Here is a 21,212-nt window from a genome sequence, read left to right on the forward strand (position 1 = left end):
GAGGGCTGATTCAAAGGTGGCTGGTTCTCGTCGCCATGACACCGAAGATGGCCACCACGATCGCCAGGGCGTAGATCACCATGATCACGCAGACCATGATGCCGACGAATTTCCAAAAGGACCGTTGGAGATTCAATGCCTGCACCAGATCCATCGAAGATCCGCTCATCATGAGGCGGGTGATGGCACTCCCGTAGCTCCATAGCTTGATGGAAGGGAACACGTAGAGTGCGGCCATCACGAGATAGACCAGGCCAAAGACGATATTGAATCCGGGGAAGGGGACGGCGCTCGTTCTGGTACTCGCTCCCGCGATCGCGCCGCCAACGAGCATGGCCAGACCTCCCAGAATCAGGAATCCGGTTCCGATAAAGCCGATCACCGAGCAAAACCGCACCCACGGACGGGTCAGCTGGAGCATCCGGATTGCTTCAGAATCGACGGCTGGACCGCTGGAAGCCACGGGAGATTGGGCAAAATTGGGGGAGGCGTAGGGGTCGAGGCTCATCTGGAACCATGAGGCGTCATTCAGCGGTGGGACGCAAGCTCTTGCCGGTGACGGCCCGCCATTCCTTGCCGGAAACCGGGCGGGTTTTGCCATGAGGTTTCCGATCGTTGACCACGGCGCGGCCGGAACGTACAAGCCTGCCAACACATCATGGATCTCACCACCACGGCATACGGCACCTGGAGCGGCGGACGCTTCATGCACTACGGCGAAACCCTCCCGGAGGACCGTTACCTCCAGTGCATCCGCACGGCTTATGAGGCCGGTATCCGCACCTTCGTGACAGCGGACGTTTACGGCAATGGAAAGGCGGATGAGCTGTTGGGCGAGGCCTTGGCGGACGTGGATCGTGAGAGCTACTGCCTGGTGGGCATGATCGGCCACGATTTTTACGTGGGTCAGCGGCAGGGGAACAAGGGCTATCCCCGTTTCACCGATCCGGAACTGCGCGGTTCGGGTGAGTACAAGGACTACATGCGGATGGCCTGCTCGAAGTCGCTGGAGCGTTGCCGCGCCGACCGCTTCGACCTGCTGATGTTGCACAATCCGGACGACATCGGCTATACCAGTGAAGCCGTCTGGGATGGCATGCGCGCCTTGAAGGAAGAAGGACTGACCAGCCGTCTCGGTATCGCTCCGGGCCCGGCCAACGGCTTCTCGCTCGATATCATCCAGTGCTTCGAGCGTTTTGGCACCTACATTGACTGGGCGATGCTCATTTTGAATCCGCTCGAGCCTTGGCCGACAGGTCTGATCCTGCCCGCTTGTGAAAAATTCGGCGTCAAGGTGCTCACCCGTGTGGTGGATTACGGTGGTGTGTTCCATGGCGACCTGAAGCCCGGCCACGCCTTCAAACCCGGCGACCACCGCGCCTACCGTCCGCAGGGCTGGGTCGAGCACGGTCTTGAAAAGGCGGAGCGCATGCTGCCGCTGGCGGACAAGTACAAGCTCACTCCGATCCAGTTCGCATCGATCTGGAACCTCAGCCAGCCGATGGTGGAGAGCGTGGTGCCGACCTTCTTCCAGGAGCCGGTGGAAAACGCGCGCGACATCGAGCTGATGATCCGAGAATTCGCCGCGCTGCCGGATGTGCGTTTTACGCCGGAAGAATCCGAGCAGATCCGTGTGATCGGGGACAATACCGGCTGTATGACGCTCAAGGGCGCGAGCAAGCGCCACGAAACCAGCGAGCGCGCCGACGAGTGGCCGATGCGCCCGGAACTCCTTGAACTTGCGGGCCGCTACGGTCTCGGCGAGGACTGGTAGAGGGGAGCGATTCTCAACAAGCACGGGCCGTTTCCAATCCGGGCGGTCCGTGTTAGGGTGCTGCGTCCATGAAGCCGCTCCACACGACCGTTTGTGCCGCCCTGCTGGTTTTTTCCCTGCCTCTCCATGCCAAGGAGGCGGCGAAGAAAAAGTCCGCGCCGGCTCCGGCCAAGCCCGCTGCCTCCGGTGGGCAGGCCTTCGGATGGCCGTTCGTGGAATGGCAGCAGATGGTTCCCCGTGGGGGCACCACCCGCGGCGCCGATGTGACCCTGCTGGAGGGGCCGAAGGATACGTGGACGAAGCTCCAGGAGCAGGGTATTTCCAAGTTCGAGCGGGACCGCCGTGCGATTCTCTCTCTGGCCGGGAATTATCGCGTCAGCTTCGACTTCACCGAATCGTTCGGCCTCAAGGCGAACTTCAAGCCCGCCCGCCCGTATTTCTCATGGGGCACGGAAAATGTCACGGTGATCGAGGATCGTCCGGAATTCCTCAGCCTCCAGCACACGCTGGTGATGTACTTCAAGGACGAGAAAGGGAAATCCGGCCCGCCGATGGTGATGAAACACTGGCGCGAGGACTGGACCTGGCAGCCGAAGGAGATGAGTATTTACGATAAGGATAGTACTTGGAAGCGCGTTCCGGCGCCTTCGCCCGAAGGCCGGTGGTCGCAGGCGGTCTATCAGGTGGACGATTCTCCGCGCTACCAGGCCATCGGCGCATGGGTGCATGATGGCGGGCTTTCCTCATGGCGCAGCGATCCCTGCGCGCGTCCGCTGCCGCGGCGGGAGTTCTCGGTGCGGAACGACTATAATGTCCTCGAAGGCATCGAGGAGGTGACGATCACCCCCGGCGGCTGGGTACATCAGCAGAGCAACCGCAAGATGCTCGTGGCGAAGGATGGCGCCCGCATCTGCCTGGGTGGAGAGATCGGGGTGAACCGTTACGAGGCGATCACCGCCCCGGATCTCGCCGGACCTTTCAATGCCTATTGGGCGAAGACCGGAAATTATTGGAAGGATGTCCGCGCCACGTGGGATGAGATCCTGCATGGACGGGAGACTTTCACGTTGAAACCGAAGGACGGTGAGGACGAACTCTTCAAGGTCCACTTCACCTATGCGGGCGAACTGGAGAAGGCGGACAGGAGCGATCCGGAGGCGGATATGAAACATGCCCGGGAAACCATCGACCGCTTTTTGGTGAAGTAGTCCTCACGCTGTCGCCAAGGCCGGACATTCGTCCGCCGGAGCGTCGTCGTCCGCCATGCCCTCGAATTTCAGCAGCCTCGCGCTGTTGAAGATCACGAAGAACGCGCTGAACTCATGAAAAAACGCGGCGGCCACCGGACTGATCCAGCCGCAGGATGAAAGCACGATCGCGAGGGCGATGAAGACCAACCCGCAGAGAAGATTGCTGTTGATGATGCCGACCGTCCGTGCGGAGAGCAGCAGGAGATCGGGGAGGCGGCGCAGATCGTGGGACATCAGCGCCACGTCGGAAGTGAGAAGGGTCACGTCATTTCCCGCCGTGCCGATGGCCACGCCGAGATTTCCTTCCGCCAAAGCCGGAGCATCGTTGAGTCCATCCCCCACGACCATCACCCGCCGTCCCCGGTCTTTCAGATTTAGGATGTGGCGGAGCTTGTCTTCCGGCAGGCATCCGGCGTGATAGTCGCGGATACCAACCGCTGCGGCGATGGCCCCAGCCACTTCCTCGCGGTCGCCCGTGAGCATGAGAAAATCGGAAATACCGAGCTGCTGCAGACGTTGCACGGTTTCTGCCGCCTCCGGCCGGAGCTTGTCCGCGAGCAGGAATGTCGCCACATGAAGGCCATCCACCGCCAGTGCCACCAGACTGTGGCGCGTGAGCCCTTCAGCATCGATGGAAATGGGCACGCCTTGATCCGCCAGCCAGGGGATCCTTCCGATCATGACCTTGACGCCATTCACGCCGCCTTCCAAACCGAGACCCGCCGATTCGGTCACCTGCGTGGCCTCCATCTCGGCCGGGCCTGACATGCTTCGGCAGATCGCTTGCGCTACCGGATGACTTGATTGGCTCTCAAGTGCCACTGCCAGTTGCGTGACCGTCGTCGTATCGAAATCCTTTTCATGAATCAGCACGTCCTCCACCTCCAGTTCGCCGCGCGTGAGAGTGCCGGTCTTGTCAAACACCACGGTATCCACCAACCGGGCGGATTCCAGATGACGCACGCTCTTGACCAACAGGCCCATCCGCGCGGCCGAAGCGATGGCGGAAATCATGGCGGACGGACTGGCCAGCACGAAAGCGCACGGGATGCTCACCACCAGCACCGCGATCGCCCGCTGGATGTCCTGGGTGAAAAAGAACACGCAGGCAGCGATGAGTAAAATAAGAGGAGTATAGTACTTCGCGTATTCCTCCGTCATGGAAATGATCGGAGAGGAGGATGCCTTCGCTTCCTCGATGATCGCCTCCACCCGTCCCATGACGGTTTGGCTGCCCATGCCGGTGACTTCCGCCCGGATGGTGCCGTGGACGTTCGAGGTGCCAGCGAAGATGGCGGTGCCGGCAGAGACCTCCACCGGCACGGATTCCCCGGTGACATGGCTTTGATCGATCACCGCGTGACCGGATAGGACCATGGCATCGGCTGGCACGGGTTCTCCCGGGCCGATCCGGATGTGGTCGCCCACCGTGAGCCCGGTGGCTTCGATTTCCTCCTCATCATTTCCGCGCAAGCGGTGTGCGCGGATGCGGCCGAGCTTCCGAAGTTTGGAGACCGCCATCTCCATGCCCAGAGTCGTGCGTTCCTCCAGGATCTGGCCGAACAGCAGCACGATCGCCACGATGCCGCCGGTGACGTAGCGCTGGGTGGCGAGGCAGGCGGCCAGGGCCAGCACCACATACTGGTCCATGTAGAAGCGCGTGGCCGCGAATCCGCTGGCGCGCACCGCGGTGATGAGTTCGATGACGATGGGAAACGTCACCAGCAGCGCTCCGGCCAGGGCAAGCCCATCACGGAGCGTCGATTGATCCGGCCTGAGCCATCCGATCAGCACGGAAGCGATCATGAGAGCGGAGGACAGGAACAACAGCCCGAGTCTTATGCGCGTGGGGCGGTCGAAGCCGTAGGAAGCGATGGTATTCATGGCTACTGGGATTCGCCGCTGCCGCCCGGCAGGGGATCGATCATGAGCGAAGGCGCGGCCTCTCCGGTGGGGAGCAGCGTGCGGGATTGAGCACGCTTCATCACCGTCTCCAGCGTTTCATTGAGCAATCGTGACGAGACAAGATAGGGATCACGGCGGTAGTGTACGAGCATGGCATTGAAAGAGGCGGCTTCACCTTGGGCCGCGCCTACGGTCTGCGACACATCGCTTTGCGCCTTCTGGATGAGTGCCGAGGCATCGCCCTGGGCCTTGGTGACATTCTCGGTCTGATACTGGCGGGAGCTTTCGTAGAGCGTCTTTGCGAACTGGCGCGCGTTCACCACGTCCTCGAAGGCGGCCAATACCTGGGAAGGTGGCGAGAGCTCCATCACGTCCAATCCGGAAATGCCCACACCCAGCCTCAAGCGGTCGGCCTCGCTCTGAACGCGCATCATGGCTTCGTCCGCGAGAATCTTGCGGCCTTCGGTCAGGCTGGTATCGATCGGGTGTATGGCGAGCTGGGAAGAGAGCGCCTGATAGGCGAGGCGTTGCAACAGGCGCGGAACATCCTCACCCGCCACCGTGTAGTGGAATGGATTTGCGATCCGGTAGCGCAGGACGAAGCGGCCTTGGATGAGGTTGTAGTCCTTCGTCAGCGTGTAGCTTTGTTGTTCAGGGGCAAGGCTGCCACCGGTTGCAGCAAGATCGAGCTCCGGGTTGGCGGCGGCTGACATCGGATCCGCCTCAGGGATGGGGATGCCCAATGGATTGGTTGCGGGAGCGGTGGCCATCGGTTGGGTTGGCCCTCCGGTTTTCACATCGCTTCTTTTCCATTCATCGAGCGGGATGGCTGTTTCCTTTCCGGTGTCAAAACGAAGCAGGCGGTCGAAGGGTTCGGGCAGACCCACCAACAAACCGGGACCATGGACATCCGGCTGGAGGTTGCCAAAGCGCAGCACCAGCACCTGTTGATTGGACTCCACCGTGCGGATACCGGAGAAGAGGTACATCAGCAGCAGGATCGCGAAGATCCAGCGGGTGTGCGCGGTCATCCGCTTCATCAGCACCAGCAGGGCTTCCACCCAGCGGCCTTCCTTGCGGATCAGGAGTTGGCCGGGCTCTCGTTTCATCGGAGTTTGTCGCCGGTGAAGATGAAGGGCGTGGGGGCGGGTACCGGGGATTTGTTCGGAGCCTTGCCGGGCTCGGCCGGAGGCAGTGGAGCCGGTTGTCCTTGCACGGCCTTCAGCCATTGCAGGGGTGCCACGCTGGTATCGAGTACGATGGTGGTGTTGCGGTCGATGATGGTGCGCAGGCTCTGCATCTCCCGCAGGAAGCGGTAGAAATCGGGATCCTGCGCATGGGCCTTCGCGTAGATGGAGGCGGCCTCCGCTTCGCCTTGGCCGCGGATTTCCTCCGCCTGGCGTTTGGCATCGGCCAGCAGGCGGCTGGTTTCCTTGTCTGTCTCCGCTTTCATGCGGGTGGCTTGTGCCCGGCCTTCGGCGCGATACTGGGTGGCCTCGCGCTTGCGCTCCGCCCGCATCCGCAGGAAGACCGACTGGGTGTTCGCCTCCGGCAGCAGGATGCGGCTGATGCCCACCGACATGAGTTCGATGCCGAGCTGGTCGGCCGCGTCACGGTTGGCCATGGAAAGCATTTCCTGTTCGATCGCAGGGAGCGAGGTGCCGTTCCTGCCGTCCGAGACGAGATCCGCGAACGAGTGCCGTCCGAGCACCGAGTTGCGGGCACTGGTGACGAGGGCATCGAGCTTCGGCGTCGCATTGGCAACATCCTGCACGGAGGTGTGGAACCGGAGTGGATCTGAAACGCGCCACACGAAGAATACCGGTACGATGACGTTGCGGCGGTCCTGGGTCAGTGTCTCGCTGAGCCGGATGTCCGCATGTTGGAGGCGGCGGTCCACTCTCACCACATGCTCCACCGGTGCGGGCCAACGGAAGTAGTAGCCGGGTGCGGTGAGAATGCGCGTCGGCTTTCCGAATCTCAGGACGATGCCTTGTTCCGTTTCGCTGACCACGAAGCCGCACACCGATGCCAGCACGGCGGCGACCACGAGTAAAATCACGCCAAGGCGCAGCGCGATGGATTTTCGTGAAGCGGGGTTGTCGTTCATGGTAATAGGATCAGTGATAGCCTTCCACGCCGGGGTCGAAGCTGTCCGGCGCACGGTCCGGATCGGGGACGAGCGGTTCGGTCGAAGGTGCGGCGTGATCGATCAGCTTCGGGTTCAGCACGCGGCGGAGATCGAGGTGGGCCGGGACCTGCCCTTGGAACTTGTCATCGAACACGGCCTTCTTGGCTCCGGCCAAGGTGGAGTCGAAGGTGCGGAAACCTTCCCGCAGGTCATACATGCCGGGATCCCCGGCACGCGCCTTCCCGAGGCTGGTGAATCGCGAAACATCGCCGCCGACCTTCGCGAGACGGTTGTCACGCTTCGCTTCGGCTTCGAGCAAGATCCGCCTGGCATCGCCTTGGGCCACGGGCAGTTGTTCGAGGCGGTATTCTTCTCCGCCGTGGATCACCGCTTCCTTTTCCTCGATGGCGCTCACCACTTCCTGAAATGCGGGAGCCACGGCCACCGGCGGATGGATGTCGCGGAAATAGACATCGCACACCTGCAGGCCGCTCTGCCGGCGATCGAGCTCCGCCTGGAGTTCGTGGTGCATGGATGCGCGAAGCGATTCACGGGAGTCCGTCATGATTTCCGCGGCAGGACGGCCCAGGGTCAGATGGAGAAGGGAGCGCTTGGCGAGATCCCGGAGCAGCAGATTCGGATCCGCGGCGGAGAGCAGGTAGGCACGTGGATCGGAAATGCGATAAAGGATGGGGACCGAGATGGAGAGGAAGTCATCTCCTCCGCCGACCAGCGAGAGTTCTTCATCCACATAGTGCGGGCGCTCCCAAAGGATCGGCTTTCCGGGGTCGGACCCGAAGCCCAGCACGACTTCATGCATCTCACTGGTGGCCACGGTTCGCAGTCCTCCGAAAGGCCAGGGCAGGGAGAGGTGGAGGCCGGGTGTCAGCACTTCGTTTTCAAAACGGCCCAATCGCGTCCGGACTCCGAGTTGTCCTGCCGTGACTTCATGGACGCAGGTCATGGCCCAGGTAAGAAGCAGTCCGGCGAGGAGGATCAGCGGGGCACGGCGTTTGATCAGCGGCCACAGCCACATGTCTGCGATTCCGGGCAGCGTGTCATCGGTGATCGCTGTTGGTTGCGGCAGACAGGTGCGCCATTCCGGACCGAGCCACTGGAAGAACCGGAAGGCGCCCGGCAACCGCAGCAGAGGGTACTGCTCCGGCGGCGTGAAAAGCTTAGCGAACGAAGCGGCGGCGATATCGAGGGTCAGGATGAGGCCGAGGACCGTACCCATCCATCCGATCACCACGGAAGCTGCCAGCAATTGCCGTTGATCCGCGATGAGAAGACCCGCCACCGCAAAGTGCAGCAGGGTAGCCAGTTTCATCCAGCGGCTCCGGAGCGAACGATCGCCGCCGTGTTCCACTTGATCGACGATGTCGAGAAACGCGACGACCACCCCACACAGAATGGCCGCCACGGTGAACGGCATGGGCAAAGGAAAGACCGGCAACATCAACCGGCCGACCGAGATCCAATAACCAGCCGCCACCGTGGCGGCGCAAAGCGACAATCCCAATCCTCCGGAAAGCAGAGCGGCGAAGAGCGCCAGCACCGCCGCCATGGGCAACAACCACCCGTGGCCTCCCTTGAACGAGAAGCCGGCCATCGTAATGGCTTCGATCCACAAGAACGCCGCCGGGAGCGACAGTTTGAGGCGGGACATAAGGGGGACGGTCCGGAGCCGGAGTGGGAAGTGGCGCACGGGGGCTCCTCAGTCCCGTGCGCCCGACCACGCGTCAGTGTTTGAACACGCGGTAGAAATTCATGGAGGACGATGGGGCCGGAGCGGTGATCTCAAGCTGGCCATTGACGGGGGTCACCGTGGTGCCCGCTCCATTCAAAGGCAGATCGCTCCAGGTGGTGCCATTGGCGGAGCCTTTGAGGCCGAGTGACAAGGTCAGGTTGCCGTTGGAGGAGTCGCGGCTCACTGAAGTGGTTCCCGCGATCACGCCGGTCAGTACCGAACCGAGGTTGGCGTTGAGCTTGGAGATCAAGGTGGTGTCCGAGACGGATGGGTTGGTTGCGGTCTGATTGACTTCCGCTCCGTCCGCGATGCCATCGCCATCGGTATCCGGATTCGCGGGGTCCGTATGATAGACGATGTATTCCTGGTAGTTGTTGAGGCCGTCGCCATCGTTGTCGTTGGTGTCATTGGCGGCGGTGGCGCTTTCGTGGATGTCACCGGTCAGAGTGATGCTGAAGGTGTCCGGTTGACCGGTGAGCACCCCGCCCCAGCTGCCGAAGAGATAGCCGTTGGCCGGAGTCGCGGTGACCATCACCAGGCTGTTCAGATTGTAGATTCCGGTTCCGGTCACCGTGAGGGCGTCCGGATTGACCGCCGCGACATCGAGATAGGCTTTCCCGAGTGTGGCGAGATCGGTGAAGAGTCCTGCGGCGGCCATGCCGCGGGCGCGGACCTCGTTGATCTCCCGTGCGGTCAGGGCGCGCTTCCAGATGGCGACCTCGTCGATCATGCCGTCCCAGTTCCGACCGGAGGTGCCGTCACGAGACTTGCCGAAGTAGAGTCCGGTGAAGCTCATCGACGAGGTCGCCGCCGTGAGCGTGCCGGTCTTCGTGCCATCCACATACTGGGTCAGGGTGGTGTTCGTGCCATCGCTGGAGAAGACGTGGACGACATGATGCCAGGCATTCTTCGCGAGATTGTTCGCGGCCAGGGAGCTGCCGGTGGCGAGATAGCCCAGATAGTTCACCGAACTGCCCGCCGCCGTCCCCCAGGAGACATCGAAGTTGCCGGTGTCCTTGGTTTCGAACGCGTGAAAACGGGTCTGCGTGTTGGTGGAGCCCGGTGCGAGCCATGTCCATGCGGAGATGGTGAACGAGTTCCCGAGCTCCGTGGTGCCGAGTGGCACGGTGATCGAGTCATTCCGGTCTGTCACCAGGTTCAATGCCTTGCCTGCCAGCAGGGCATTGCGATCGCTGGTGCCGAGCGTGGTCGAGGTGAAGGCGGCATTGCCCGCGAAGCCGGGACCGGACGGGTTGGCGGAACTGTCATAGGAGCCGCCAGCGGAACGGGTGGCATTGTAGGCGGTCGCGCCGGGAGCCTTGTTCGAGAGGCCGGTGACGTCGGTTTCCTCGAAGTTATAGTAGGCGACGATTTGGTCGCTCAGCGCGCCATGCACCGGAGATCCGGACAAAAGCGTGCTCACCAGCAGCGTGAGTATGGAGAAGTCTTTCATGGGGAAATAGCTCGATCAGGGTTGGGCCGCGTTGAAGCGGTAGAAGTGTTTGTCGCCGAACGGGACATTGATCAGGACGTCCAGTTTCGCGCCATTCGGCGTGGCGGTGCTTCCGATGCCGAATGGGGAGGCGGACCATGAGCCGAGGTCCAGAGACTCGTCCAAGCCGATGCGGAACGTGATCTTGCCGGTGGTGGAATCCCGGGTGGCAAGAGGAAGGGTGGAGCGGCCGAGAAGGTAATCCACCAGCCCGCGGTTGCTGACATTGGGATCCGTGCCGGTGACCTCCACCTCCACCCGATCCGGAAGGCCATCGCCATCGGAGTCCACGGACAGCGGGTTGGTATGCGTGGTGTAGGTCTCGTAGATGTCGCTGAGGCCGTCTCCATCACTGTCCGCGGCATACTCCGCCGCATCCGTCTCCGAGAAGCGGAGATTGTCGATGGCGTGCTGGGCATTCGTCGCGTAAACCGTGAATCCGGAACCAAGCTTCGCCTTCACGATGGCGGTCTCATCCGCGGTGACCGCCGGGCGTGCGATGGTCAGTTTCAGGGCCTCACCTGGCTTGCCTACGAGGCCTCCGCCAAAATCGAAGTTGGAAACCGATTCTACTGCCGCGGTCATGGCGAAGTCCGCGCTGTAGGTGGTGGGGCTGGACGCATTGCCGGTGACGGTGATTTTGAAACCGCGGCCTTGGTTCGCACCGAGAGTGAGGTTCGATTTATAGAAGTCCAGTGACTCGAGCTTCACGCCCTTCCCTGCGGTGGGAGTGAACGTGACGGATACGGAATTGCCGGGATCAAAGCTGTTGAGTTGCCCCACGCCGTTGTTGGCGAGATTGTTCGCATTGTCTCCCCATCCGGCGGTGGCTTTGCCAATGCCTTCGATGATGTTGACTCCGGGCGGGCTGCCACTGGAGGTCCAGTTCAGTGCGATATTCGGGGTGCCGGGACCGGATACGATGAAGGCTCCGTTGTCCGCGGAGGTGGTGGACACGTTCGAACCATAGGTTGGTGTCGCCGCCGCCGGGCTGCCGGTGGCGAGCATCAGGCTCAGGTTCGGGTTGTTGATCAGGATGGGCCCGCCCGAGGTGCCGCTCACACCCGTGGCGCTGGCGGTTGCGAAGGTAAGCGTGGTCGATGCCGGCAGGAGGCCGGGACAGGATGCCCATAGGAGGATGGGCGCATATCTGGCGAATGTTTTGCAGTGGATCATTTGAGGGATGCAGGTTTGAACGAGAGGATTCAGGGTTTCCGGCCGCTGATCTGGTAGATCGCTTTGGAGGCTCCCGGAGCGGTGGTCCTGATCTCCAGATCACCGGAGGGCAGGAGGACGGCGCTGGCGGCGGTGAGTGGCAGCACGTTCCAGGTGGTTTGGTTCTCGGAACCCAGCAGGCCGAATTGCAGGAATTTGTTTCCCGTGGAGGTATCCACGCTCATCGCCGGACCATTGATCACGATGCTGCCGGTATTGGCTGTGCCGAGAACGGCGCTCGCACTCCCAAGCAGGCTGGTGTCCGCACTGGTGGGGCTGGTGCCGGTGAAGCGCACTTCATCCCCATCCGGGATGCCATCGCCATCGGTATCGGCGAGGGTCGGGTTGGTACCGTAGATGACGATCTCGTCGTAGTTGCTCAGCCCGTCACCGTCGCTGTCCGCGGTGTCCTTCGCGAAGTTCGCGGAGGCGGCGACGGAATTCGCCACGGTGAGATCGAAGGAAGCTCCCTGCGAAGCGAAGTTGCCGTTCCAGCCGGTGAAGATGCAGCCCGGTGCGGCCTGGGCCGTGATCTGCACGTGCTGCCCGATGTTGTGGACGCCTCCTCCTGAGACGGTGCCAAGGAGTGGTTGGCCGCTCGATAGATTCAGATAGGCCTTTCCCCGGCTTTCGAAGGTTTCCGCCAGACCCACTCCAGCGTGGCCGCGCACTTCCAGTTCGTTCAGTTCGGAGGAAGTCAGTGCACGGTTCCAGACCGCGACCTCGTCGATCAATCCATCCCACTTGCGGTCCTGGCCGGAACGCGCGTTGCCCAGCACGATCCGGCTGAAATCCATGCCGGAAGCCGTTGCCGAGACCGTGCCGAAGTAGGTGCCATCCACATAGGCGGTGAGATTGATCGTGGTGCCCGTGGTTTCGAACACATGCACCACGTGGTGCCAGGTGCCGCGTGTCAGGTCACCGGTGGGTCCGTTGGTCTGGGCATTGTAGGCGGCGTAGGTGTCCGCCGTGCTGGTGCCCCAGGAAACATCGTAGTTGGTTTCGCCTTCGAAAACGAAATAGCGGGTGCTGGTATTGGAAGGGAGCGGCGCGAGCAGATGCCAGGCGGAAATGGTGAAGGTGCCTCCCAGATTGTAGGCAGCGGGTGAGACGCTGGTGGTGGAAGGACCGCTGCCGATGGGCAGCTTCATCCAATCACCGTCCGCATCCACGAGGTTCAATGCCTTGCCCACCAGCAAGGTGCTGCGGTCGATCGAGGAACCGGAGCGTGTGACCGTGCCGCCGTTCCACGCGGTTTCCGGCGTGCCTCCCGCGATGATGAGGCTCCGGTTGTTTCCGCTCTTGTCGGATAGATCGGACTCGAAGTCGTAGTAGCCCGCCAGACCATCGGTCAGCGCGGCGCCGGCGGGCAGCGCCAGCAACAGATGAAGCGCGGAGAGTTTGGAAAGCGGGGGGAGCATGGGTTTACTGTTGCGGGGCTTTCGCTTGGAAACGGTAGAAGCGCTGCTGGCCCGCGGCGGGGGGCAGCTTCAGCTTGAGGAGATTGTCGATCGAGCTGATGCCCGCTTCCGGAGATCCCAGCGGCACTGCCTGCCAGGTGTGCAGATCCGTGGATGTCTCCAGGGTCAGACGCACCCGCAGACTGTTGTCCGCCGGATTCTTGAAAGTGGTGGAATCCGCACTCTGCCCCGGGGCCGCGATCTGCCGGAGGTAGGTGTAGAAGGGCGTGTCGTCGTGCAGCGGGCTGGTTCCCATCGCGTATTCGATGAAAGCCGGAATGCCGTCGCCGTCCGTATCACCGATGGCGTCCGCGGCGTTGTTGGCATCGAGACCATGGGTGTTTTCCCACCAGTCCGGCAGGCTGTCGCCGTCGCTATCTACCATGGATACCGTAGTCGGGATCGCTTGTGGGTTTCCCTGGTTCCAGAGCGAGGAAATCTCCGTGTCATCGAGCACCCGCGACCAGATGGCGATCTCGTCGAGCAGGCCGTTGTAGTTGCGGCCGGTACCACCGCGATGTCCGCCGAGAATCAATCCACCGTTTTCCGTGAGGGCTCCGGGAATCGGCAGGGCGAAGGTGGAGACCACCTGGCCATTGAGGAAGAGACGCAGTTGGTTGCTGTCAAAGGTGACCGCCAGATGGCTCCAGTGGCTGAGCAGCAGGCTGCGGTCCACCTGGGTGAGGAAGGGGCCTTGGACAAGTTCGGTGGGAGAGTTGGTGCCGCCGGAGGATGCGACGGCGGGTTTCAAGGTGCTGGTGTAAAGGACGACCGCCACCTTGTCCGCGCTGGTGCCGGCTTGGATACCCACGGAAATGCCGTAACCAGTGCTGCCGGTGCTGGTGGCTCCGGCCGGAGTGGTCTCCATCAGGTATTGCTTCTCGGTGCTGCCATCCGCCGGAAGGGTGGCGGGCTTGAGCCACGCCGAGGCGGTGTATTTCGAGCTGTTCTCCGGCAGGATGCTGCGGGTGACCTGGAGATATTGGCTTCCCGAAGCGGTGAAGGAGGCGGCACCACTCCGCACGCCTCCGGCTGCTCCGGTGGTGGAGCCATTGACTGCAGTGGTGTTGATCCGGCTGCCCAGCACCGATTGGTTCGTGCCGTTCTGGTCGAAGGGCCAGTAGGCGCGCAGGTCTTTGGCGAGGCCCGTGCCTTCGAGCGGCACCAGTTTATCATACGGAATGGTGACGATGCGCTGCAACGTGCCGTTCGCCAGATAGTAGCGGGCGGTCAGCACCGCCGGCTGCACCCGCGTGTCCGAGGTCAGCGTGAGGAACTGCTGTGGTTGCTCGGAGGTCCATTCAAGGTCCGGGTTGTAAACGTTCAGTGATGGAATCGTACTGGTGTGGGCCGGAGAGCTGACAAAATCATGCACGTCATAGCCGAGACGCTGCGGGTGGATGAGATGGCGGGAAACGTGGATGTCTCCTCCGAGCAGGACCACGCCGGGAATCCGCTGCGAGCGGATGTAGTCCAGCATGGCGTCACGCTCGTAGTAGTACGTCTGCATGTCGTCGTTCTCGGAGCCTTTCTTGTCCTGCCAGATGCCCCCGAACGCGACGACCTTGAAGGGAGCGCGCGATTGCTTGAGTGAATCGAGGAGCCACGTCCATTGCGCGTTGCCGAAGAAAGTCGGCTGACCCGGGGCCACGGGTGAAGCCGCGGTCTGTGTGAACCAGCGGTCGTCGATCAGGAAGACCTCGATGGGACCGCAGGCCACCTTGTTGTAGATGCCTTCCGTGCCAGTGCCGTACCGGGCGTGCGCCCGGTAGTTCACGAAGCCCGCGCGATTGACCGCTTTGTTCGGGACGGTGAGCCCGTTGCCATTGTTGAGACCGAAGTCATGGTCGTCCCAGGTGCCGGCGGAAGGCACCCGGGCGATCAAGGCGCTGATGTTCGGCGTCCGCAGGAAGTCGCGGTGCTTTTGCAACACCGTCGCCGAGGTGGAGGTGTCAATGTAGGGCGTGTCGCCCATGAAGAACATCGCGTCGACATTCAGGGAATCGATGCGCGCCCACACCGGCTCGGAGGTGGCATTGGCACAGGAAGCGAAAGCCGCGGTGAATAGACCGCGCTCGCCAGGGCCGGGAAAGGTGCGGAAGCGGTGCTGCTCGTCATTGCCCGCCAGCAGGGTGGGTGTGCCATCTCCCGCGATTTGATCGATCCGGTAGCCATAGGAGGTGGAGGGCGCCAGGCCTGTGATATGGAAATGCACCGCATAGTCCTGGACCGCCGCGCTGGTCTGCGTGTCACTGCCGACCACCGCTCCGGTGGAATCCAGCACACTGGCCCGCAGCGTCTGTACCACGCCATCCGGACGATAGAGAAAGCGGGCATCGGTGCTGCCCGTCTGGCCGATCATCGGGCCGACCACCTGCCCCTGGGCAAGAGGCAATGGAATAACAGAGAAGAGCACCAGCGGCAATTTTCCCAGACGCATTACAATTCGGGGTTAATTTATTTCTTTTTGGGAAACAAGTGGAAAAGTTTCCCAAAAAGAAACTAAATTGTCGCTTTGTGGTAGTTACGGGCAATTTTATACCGGAATTGTTTCCTTTGGGAAACTTTGAGGTCTGGATTTGATGGTGAGGAGAGCCATTCCTGGTTCCTTGGCAGTCTCATGATTTCTGCCATGCTGCGGCAGCTTCTATTGCACCCAATGATGAGATCCTCGCTCGTACCCGTGCTTGTTTGCTCCGCCACAGCGGGGCTTGCCGTGTCCTCCCTTTCCTTTGCGAAGGAAACTGTCGGAGGCAATGCCATGATCCGTCCCGCCGAGGTGTGGAAGGACACCAGCGGCAAACCCATCGACGCCCACGGAGGCGGCGTGCTGTTCCACAACGGCACCTACTACTGGTATGGCGAGATCAAGCAGGGGAAGACCTACCTGCCCAAGGAGAACGCCTCATGGGGCGGCACCCGTGTGGATGTGGAGGGCGTGTCCTGCTATGCCTCCAAGGACCTGCTGAACTGGGAAAGCCACGGCAATGTCCTGCCCGCCGTATCCGGTGGCGATCTCGATCCGAAGAAGGTGCTGGAGCGCCCGAAGGTGATCTACAACGCGAAGACGAAGAAGTTCGTGATGTGGTTTCATAGCGACAGCCTCGACTACGCCGCGGCCCGCTGCGGTGTGGCGGTGTCCGACAAGCCCACCGGCCCCTTCACCTACGTGAAGAGCTTCCGACCCGATGTCGGCCAGTGGCCGCAGGGCGTGACCGAGGACCAGAAGAAGGACACCAAGGCCGCGTGGGTCCGCGATCACGAGGCCGGCCAGATGGCGCGCGATCTCACCGTGTTCGTCGATGACGATGGCAAGGGCTATCTCTTCGCCGCGTCCGAGGACAATGCGACGATGCACATCTCGGAGCTGACCGACGATTACCTCGGCACCACCGGCAAGTACATCCGCATCTTCGAGGGCCGCTCGATGGAAGCTCCCACCGTCTTCAAGCGCGATGGCAAGTACCACCTCATCGCCTCCGGTTGCACCGCTTGGGCTCCGAATGCCGCGCGTTCCTGCGTGGCCGATTCCATCTGGGGGCCGTGGACGGAGATCGGCAATCCCTGCGAGGGCGACAAGGCGAACATCACCTTCGAATCGCAGGGCACCTACGTGCTGCCCGTCGCGGGCAAGCCGGGTTCGTTCATCTTCATGTCGGACCGCTGGAACAAGGACAACCTCCCGGACTCCCGCTACATCTGGCTGCCCATCGCCTTCAATGACAAGGGTCACGCGGTCCTGCGCTGGCAGGACGCGTGGAAGCCGTGAGTGATTTCGATTCCGCGCCCTGTGTCAGCGGGGCGCGGTAGTAGCACAAGCATTCCTGCTTGTGAGTGTGGGCGGTTCGATGCTTCCAATGGTCACAAGCCCTCCAAGAGCTCCCGGTGAAGCGAGTGGGTAACATGGTTGTGGTGAGAGAGATGATCTCCTCCCACTCACAAGCAGAAATACTTGTGCTACTTCACGGATGGCACACCCACGGTGTCGGGCTCACGCTGAAGGGAATCGTGTTGTCCCCCGTGGGCTGCGGCACCGGCTTCGCCTTCACCTGGAACACCGGCAGGGAAGGGCGCACGCCATAGCGCGGATCGTTCGTCGTCGGATAGGTCACGCCCTTCTTCTCAATCAGGATCCACGCCCCGAAGAGATTCCCCGGGATCTCGCTGACGAGGATGTCCAGGTCGATGATCTCGTCCTTGCGGCAGGTGAACCAGTCGCCACGCTTCATGTTGCCGGCCCACACCTTGATGTTCTCCTCGGGAAAGGGCTCCTTCCACTTGCTCCAGTTCTTGTGACTGCCGTAGTTGGAAACCAGCACCGTCTTGCTGTTCACCGCCACGGCCATCGCATCGTCCGCGATGCCGACGAAGCGGTAGGTGCCGTCCTCCGGTGGTGACACCTGCGCCTTGTAGATCACGATCCAGTGCGAAGGCTTCACGATGTCCTTCAGACCGTAGGCCGCGGGTGCGATGTCCGCGCTCACCGTGGGGATCAGCACCTCTGTCGCATACAGCGGCTTCGTGCCGCGGAAGTAGCGGCTCAGGGTGCGCTCGTCCCAGCCGCTGTCGAGGAATTCGCCGATCGTCCGCAGGTTGTCGCCATCCGGCAGCGGCTGGCGCTTCTGGGTCTGCTTCAGATCGTAGAAAATGCCCAGCATCGTGCCGGCGGTTTTCTTGGAAGAGCCGAAGACGGTGTCCTCCGCGTCCTGCCCGCGGGCGGTCGCGGCCATCAGAGACAGCAGGGAAATGAAAAGCGTACGTTTCATGGCGTGGGTGGTCACTTCCGGGTGCCGTCGTCCTCGGCCAGGTTCTTGATGTATTGGTTCACCTGCGGCTCGTAGCCGGGCGCGGCCTTCTCCTGCTTCAACATCGACAAGGCCTCGCGGCGCGCATCGCTGCCATTCGAGACGGCCGCATTGAACAGCACGCGCGAACCGGAGTTGCCGTTGCCCATGCCGTTCTGGTGGCTGTCGTTGGCCGGGCCGTTGTCCTTCTGCTGCTGGTTCGCGGCCATCTGGTTGGCCATGTCCTGCATGGTACGCAGCGCGTCATCCACGCGGGCGCGGCTGTGATAGAGATGGTGCTCCACCTTGTCATTGGCCGCGGCATTGTCGGCCATCTTGTTGAAATCGTTCAGCGCGCGGTCCATCGCCTGCGCGGATTGCTCGCCTGCGGCCTGTGCTTTCTGTCGCGCGGATTCCACTTCCTGCCGCGCCTGCTGGAGCCGCTGGTGGAAGTCCTGCTGCTGTTTGTTCTGCTCGCTGGCGATCGACAGGTTCGCACGCGCGTCGCCGAGTTCCTTCATCGCGTCCTGCAGCGCGGATTCCTGCGGTGACATCGATTGCTGCTGGGAGCCGGAGGATTGCCCGGAGTTCTCCGCCAGTTGGTCCGCTTTCTTCTGGAGGCCCTCGCCCAGCTTCGCAAGCTGGTCCGCGATCGCCCGCTGGCTGTCGGAAGCCTGGCCGCGCTGGCTCGCATCGTTGCGGAATTCCTTGGCCTGGATCTGCTCGCCGGTGTTGGCGGCCTGTTGCTTCGATTGCTCGGCCTTCGCTCCCGAGTTGGCATCGAGCTGGGAAAGCCGGTCCTTGATGGCGTCGAGACGGTCGGCGACGTTGCGCTGTTCCTCCGCGGCCTTCTGCTGCTCCCATTCGTTGAGGCGCGGCGTGCGGTCGGCGAGATTCTGCTGCTTCTGCGAGAGATCGTTGAGCTCCGATGCCATCTCGCGGTTGCGGTCCTCCTCGGACTTCGCCTTGTCGAGGCTGGCCACCATCGATTGCAGGGATTCGAGCACCTTCTGCTGATGGTCGGCCGCCGCGTTCAGATCCTTCTCCATCGCCGGGGCGGCTTCCTTCGCGTGCTCGGCCATCTGCTTCGCCTCGGCGGTCTTCGCCGCTTCCTTCACCGGCTCGGATGCCGGAGCCTGCGGATCTTCCGCGGCCTTCTTCACCGCCTCGGCGGCGGCCTTCAGCTCCTTCTCAAGGTTCGCCTGCTCCCAGCGTTTGTTGGCGAGCTTGTTCTTGGCATCCTGTGGAGCCTTCGGATCGGTGGCGTTTTGTTTCGCCAGATCGCGGGTCTCACGCAGAGTGGCGGCCTGCCGCACCGCCAGATCCTGGAGACGTTTCTGAAGCGCGGCCTCGTTGGCATGGCGGGTCAGCTTGTCGGCCAGCTCACGCAGGACCGTCTGGATCTCCTTCTGGTCGCGGCCTGCCTTCGTGAGGGCCGCGACCACCGCCGCCGCATCCTCGGAACGGCTCGCCGCCATCAGATCCTGCACCACGCCGGTCATGTCCTTCGCCGCCACGTTGTCGAGCGTGCCGGTGGCTTCCTTCAGCGTCTGGATCTCACCGGAAGCGGTACGATATTGCTCATACTCCTCGATGAGATCGACCACGTCCTGCTTCAGGCGGTCCGTGGAAACGCGGAGCTGCTCCTCGGAAACACCGGACTGGTAGGCTCCGGTGCGGGCGGTATTGGGATCCGCCGCCGTGGCGAGGGCGGTCGAGAAAGCGAGTGCGGTCAGAAACAGGCGTGGCGTTTTCATGACGATCAACGGGCGGAGTTTTCGGTGCGGACGTTGATCGCGCGCTGCTGGTCATACAGACGCTCGATGTCTTCCGCCTTGCGGGCGATTTGTTCGAGGAGTTCCTGGCGCTTCTGCTCCTCGGTCACGATGAGAACGGTGTGCTCGGTGCTGCGGCTGGTCTGGATGCCATTCACGCCGTTGTTATCGACGGCTTCAATCCAGAACACGATGGAATCCCCGGCGGCCGGTGAGGGGATGATGCGTCCGAGGTTCCAGTTGATCCTGCGTTTCAGCTCGGCGCTGCCGTTCGGGATCTCCACCGGGATGCGTCCGTTTGCCGTGGGGCTCTCGCTGCTCTGATCGCCGTGCATCACACGATAGTTCAGCGCCACGTAGTTCAACGCGAAATCGTCCACGGCCTCGAAAGCGACCGGGATCGTGGCGGTCGCCACCGCGGTGATGAATTCCTTCTGCGGCAGCGTCATTGCCACCGATGGCGGACGGTCGCGCAACAGCTCCACCGGATACACCGGGTCCTGCACCGAGCCATCGCCATCACGGCCGACCAGGTGCAGCGACAGGCTCTTCCAACCGCTGCCCGGCACCACCATCGCATTGCGGAAGGCGGTCTTCTCCGGATCGACCAGCGTGAGATCGGTCACCTCGCCACCCTTCACGGTGACGGTGCCGCTGCGGACTTCCTTCGAAGTCGTGCCTTCGATGCGCAGGGTCGATCCTTCCAGCAGCTTCAGTCCACCCGGGGGCATCACCGTTTCCGGCAGCCTCGTATAAGGCGGATAGACCTGCACGAAACGCAGGTCCTTCACGGAAGGCGGATAGTTCACCTTCACCGCGTGGTCCTCGGAACGACCGTCGTTGATCTCGAAATGATAGTGGAACGGTGCGCGCACATTCTTCACCACCTGGCTGAATTCCGCGGAGCCATTCGCTCCGGCCGACACCGCCAGCGATTCGGTGCGGTCGTCGCCGTGGGTGATGACCAGCCTGCCCTCGGGCGGCACCACGCCCTCGGCCTTCGCCGAGAGAGCCACGTCACCCCCTTCATCGATCTCCAGATCTCCGCTCACCGCGAACGCGCGCGTGTCCGGCGGAAAGGCTTCGTGCGAAAGCAGGATGCGCTTCACCACCAGCCACGATACCGGCTGGCAGGCGAGCAGCACCCCGAGTGCGATCACCAGCGGTGCGGCCATCCACTTGAACGCGGTCTTCAGCCTCGTCGTGTGAACGACACGCTCGACCAGTCCGGGCGACTTCGCCTTTTCCGTGACTTCATCGATGAGATGCCGGACCAGAGCCGCGGATTGTGGTGGCGCATCCGATTGCGGCGAGGCGAACTCCACCGCGGAGATGAGCGCCGAGCGGAAGTCCGGCACCTCGCGTTCGACCAACAACGCCGCGCCTTCGCGGTTGAGTCGCTTCAGCCATGGCTTCAGGGCATAACGGTAGAGCAGCCAGCACGCTCCAACCACATCCAGTGCGAGCAGCACGCAGCGGACGGTCCATGACAGATTCAACCAGCGGTCCACGCCGCCCTGTGCCAGCCATGCCAGCGAAAGCCCGGCCAGCAGCCACACCGGAAACTCCGCCACCGCCACGGCGAGATGACGGCCGCGGATGCGGTCGAGCAATCCGGCCAGCGACGCGGGCAGGCGCGGAGGTGCGGGATCGTTGGATGGAGGGGAAGCGCTCAT

At 62.4% G+C, this 21,212-nt stretch carries 15 protein-coding genes; 3 read left to right on the top strand and 12 right to left on the bottom strand.

Annotated features, from left to right (window positions below):
• Window positions 1-10 precede the first annotated feature (10 nt).
• The gene (locus tag KBB96_RS03155) at window positions 11-508 is read right to left on the bottom strand and encodes a DUF5362 family protein (protein ID WP_211632155.1); all 498 of its coding nucleotides are present in this window, start codon (window positions 506-508) and stop codon (window positions 11-13) included.
• 150 nt (window positions 509-658) lie between these two features.
• Between KBB96_RS03155 and KBB96_RS03160 the strand changes: the two genes are divergently transcribed.
• Together KBB96_RS03160 and KBB96_RS03165 are read left to right on the top strand one after the other, a co-directional pair.
• Window positions 659-1,774 carry an aldo/keto reductase gene (locus KBB96_RS03160; RefSeq protein ID WP_211632157.1) on the top strand — a complete coding sequence of 372 codons (1,116 nt, stop codon included), beginning with the start codon at window positions 659-661 and terminating at the stop codon, window positions 1,772-1,774.
• A 68-nt stretch (window positions 1,775-1,842) separates the two neighbouring features.
• Window positions 1,843-2,982, top strand: coding sequence for a DUF6607 family protein (locus KBB96_RS03165; protein WP_211632159.1), 1,140 nt, complete (start codon window positions 1,843-1,845; stop codon window positions 2,980-2,982).
• Between the two features lie 3 nt (window positions 2,983-2,985).
• Here the strand turns inward: KBB96_RS03165 and KBB96_RS03170 are convergent, their stop codons facing one another.
• The 8 genes from KBB96_RS03170 to KBB96_RS03205 all read right to left on the bottom strand — a co-directional run bounded on the left by KBB96_RS03170 (window position 2,986) and on the right by KBB96_RS03205 (window position 15,417).
• Complete coding sequence (locus KBB96_RS03170) at window positions 2,986-4,908, bottom strand: heavy metal translocating P-type ATPase (RefSeq protein WP_211632161.1); 1,923 nt, start codon at window positions 4,906-4,908, stop codon at window positions 2,986-2,988.
• Between the two features lie 2 nt (window positions 4,909-4,910).
• Complete coding sequence (gene hflK / locus KBB96_RS03175) at window positions 4,911-6,038, bottom strand: protease modulator HflK (protein ID WP_211632163.1); 1,128 nt, start codon at window positions 6,036-6,038, stop codon at window positions 4,911-4,913.
• A complete protein-coding gene (hflC, locus tag KBB96_RS03180) occupies window positions 6,035-7,039 on the bottom strand; it encodes a protease modulator HflC (protein WP_211632166.1) in 1,005 nt (334 codons plus the stop codon). Before hflC ends, hflK (KBB96_RS03175) begins: the two co-directional genes overlap by 4 nt.
• 10 nt (window positions 7,040-7,049) lie before the next feature.
• Window positions 7,050-8,729, bottom strand: coding sequence for a protease modulator HflK (gene hflK / locus KBB96_RS03185; protein WP_211632169.1), 1,680 nt, complete (start codon window positions 8,727-8,729; stop codon window positions 7,050-7,052).
• Window positions 8,730-8,802: 73 nt separating this feature from the next.
• Window positions 8,803-10,263, bottom strand: a complete 1,461-nt coding sequence (locus KBB96_RS03190; RefSeq protein WP_211632171.1) for a LamG domain-containing protein — start codon at window positions 10,261-10,263, stop codon at window positions 8,803-8,805.
• 15 nt (window positions 10,264-10,278) lie between these two features.
• Window positions 10,279-11,478, bottom strand: coding sequence for a thrombospondin type 3 repeat-containing protein (locus KBB96_RS03195; RefSeq protein WP_211632174.1), 1,200 nt, complete (start codon window positions 11,476-11,478; stop codon window positions 10,279-10,281).
• A gap of 29 nt (window positions 11,479-11,507) precedes the next feature.
• Window positions 11,508-12,938, bottom strand: a complete 1,431-nt coding sequence (locus KBB96_RS03200) for a LamG domain-containing protein (protein WP_211632177.1) — start codon at window positions 12,936-12,938, stop codon at window positions 11,508-11,510.
• A 4-nt stretch (window positions 12,939-12,942) separates the two neighbouring features.
• Window positions 12,943-15,417: a LamG-like jellyroll fold domain-containing protein gene (locus KBB96_RS03205; RefSeq protein WP_211632179.1), complete on the bottom strand. Its 2,475-nt coding sequence runs from the start codon at window positions 15,415-15,417 to the stop codon at window positions 12,943-12,945.
• A gap of 321 nt (window positions 15,418-15,738) precedes the next feature.
• On the opposite strand from KBB96_RS03205, the gene KBB96_RS03210 reads away from it, so the two are divergent.
• On the top strand, window positions 15,739-16,746 hold the full coding sequence (locus KBB96_RS03210; protein WP_226373633.1) for a glycoside hydrolase family 43 protein: 1,008 nt from the start codon (window positions 15,739-15,741) through the stop codon (window positions 16,744-16,746).
• Window positions 16,747-16,939: 193 nt separating this feature from the next.
• Here KBB96_RS03210 and KBB96_RS03215 read toward each other — a convergent pair whose 3' ends face one another.
• From KBB96_RS03215 to KBB96_RS03225, 3 genes are read right to left on the bottom strand one after another with little or no spacing between them, the layout of a single operon-like run.
• Window positions 16,940-17,743: a PA14 domain-containing protein gene (locus tag KBB96_RS03215; protein WP_211632182.1), complete on the bottom strand. Its 804-nt coding sequence runs from the start codon at window positions 17,741-17,743 to the stop codon at window positions 16,940-16,942.
• An 11-nt stretch (window positions 17,744-17,754) separates the two neighbouring features.
• On the bottom strand, window positions 17,755-19,518 hold the full coding sequence (locus KBB96_RS03220) for a hypothetical protein (protein ID WP_211632183.1): 1,764 nt from the start codon (window positions 19,516-19,518) through the stop codon (window positions 17,755-17,757).
• A 5-nt stretch (window positions 19,519-19,523) separates the two neighbouring features.
• A complete protein-coding gene (locus KBB96_RS03225; protein WP_211632184.1) occupies window positions 19,524-21,212 on the bottom strand; it encodes a DUF4175 family protein in 1,689 nt (562 codons plus the stop codon).

The organism is Luteolibacter ambystomatis (assembly GCF_018137965.1).
Lineage (GTDB): Bacteria > Verrucomicrobiota > Verrucomicrobiia > Verrucomicrobiales > Akkermansiaceae > Luteolibacter > Luteolibacter ambystomatis.

Coding starts and splice junctions, on each gene's coding strand:
- KBB96_RS03195 (WP_211632174.1), bottom strand. CDS start 11,478: ATGATCCACTGCAAAACATTCGCCAGATATGCGCCCATCCTCCTATGG.
- KBB96_RS03200 (WP_211632177.1), bottom strand. CDS start 12,938: ATGCTCCCCCCGCTTTCCAAACTCTCCGCGCTTCATCTGTTGCTGGCG.
- KBB96_RS03170 (WP_211632161.1), bottom strand. CDS start 4,908: ATGAATACCATCGCTTCCTACGGCTTCGACCGCCCCACGCGCATAAGA.
- KBB96_RS03155 (WP_211632155.1), bottom strand. CDS start 508: ATGAGCCTCGACCCCTACGCCTCCCCCAATTTTGCCCAATCTCCCGTG.
- KBB96_RS03220 (WP_211632183.1), bottom strand. CDS start 19,518: ATGAAAACGCCACGCCTGTTTCTGACCGCACTCGCTTTCTCGACCGCC.
- KBB96_RS03225 (WP_211632184.1), bottom strand. CDS start 21,212: ATGAGCGCTTCCCCTCCATCCAACGATCCCGCACCTCCGCGCCTGCCC.
- KBB96_RS03205 (WP_211632179.1), bottom strand. CDS start 15,417: ATGCGTCTGGGAAAATTGCCGCTGGTGCTCTTCTCTGTTATTCCATTG.
- KBB96_RS03215 (WP_211632182.1), bottom strand. CDS start 17,743: ATGAAACGTACGCTTTTCATTTCCCTGCTGTCTCTGATGGCCGCGACC.
- KBB96_RS03190 (WP_211632171.1), bottom strand. CDS start 10,263: ATGAAAGACTTCTCCATACTCACGCTGCTGGTGAGCACGCTTTTGTCC.
- KBB96_RS03210 (WP_226373633.1), top strand. CDS start 15,739: ATGATCCGTCCCGCCGAGGTGTGGAAGGACACCAGCGGCAAACCCATC.
- hflK (WP_211632163.1), bottom strand. CDS start 6,038: ATGAAACGAGAGCCCGGCCAACTCCTGATCCGCAAGGAAGGCCGCTGG.
- KBB96_RS03160 (WP_211632157.1), top strand. CDS start 659: ATGGATCTCACCACCACGGCATACGGCACCTGGAGCGGCGGACGCTTC.
- KBB96_RS03165 (WP_211632159.1), top strand. CDS start 1,843: ATGAAGCCGCTCCACACGACCGTTTGTGCCGCCCTGCTGGTTTTTTCC.
- hflC (WP_211632166.1), bottom strand. CDS start 7,039: ATGAACGACAACCCCGCTTCACGAAAATCCATCGCGCTGCGCCTTGGC.
- hflK (WP_211632169.1), bottom strand. CDS start 8,729: ATGTCCCGCCTCAAACTGTCGCTCCCGGCGGCGTTCTTGTGGATCGAA.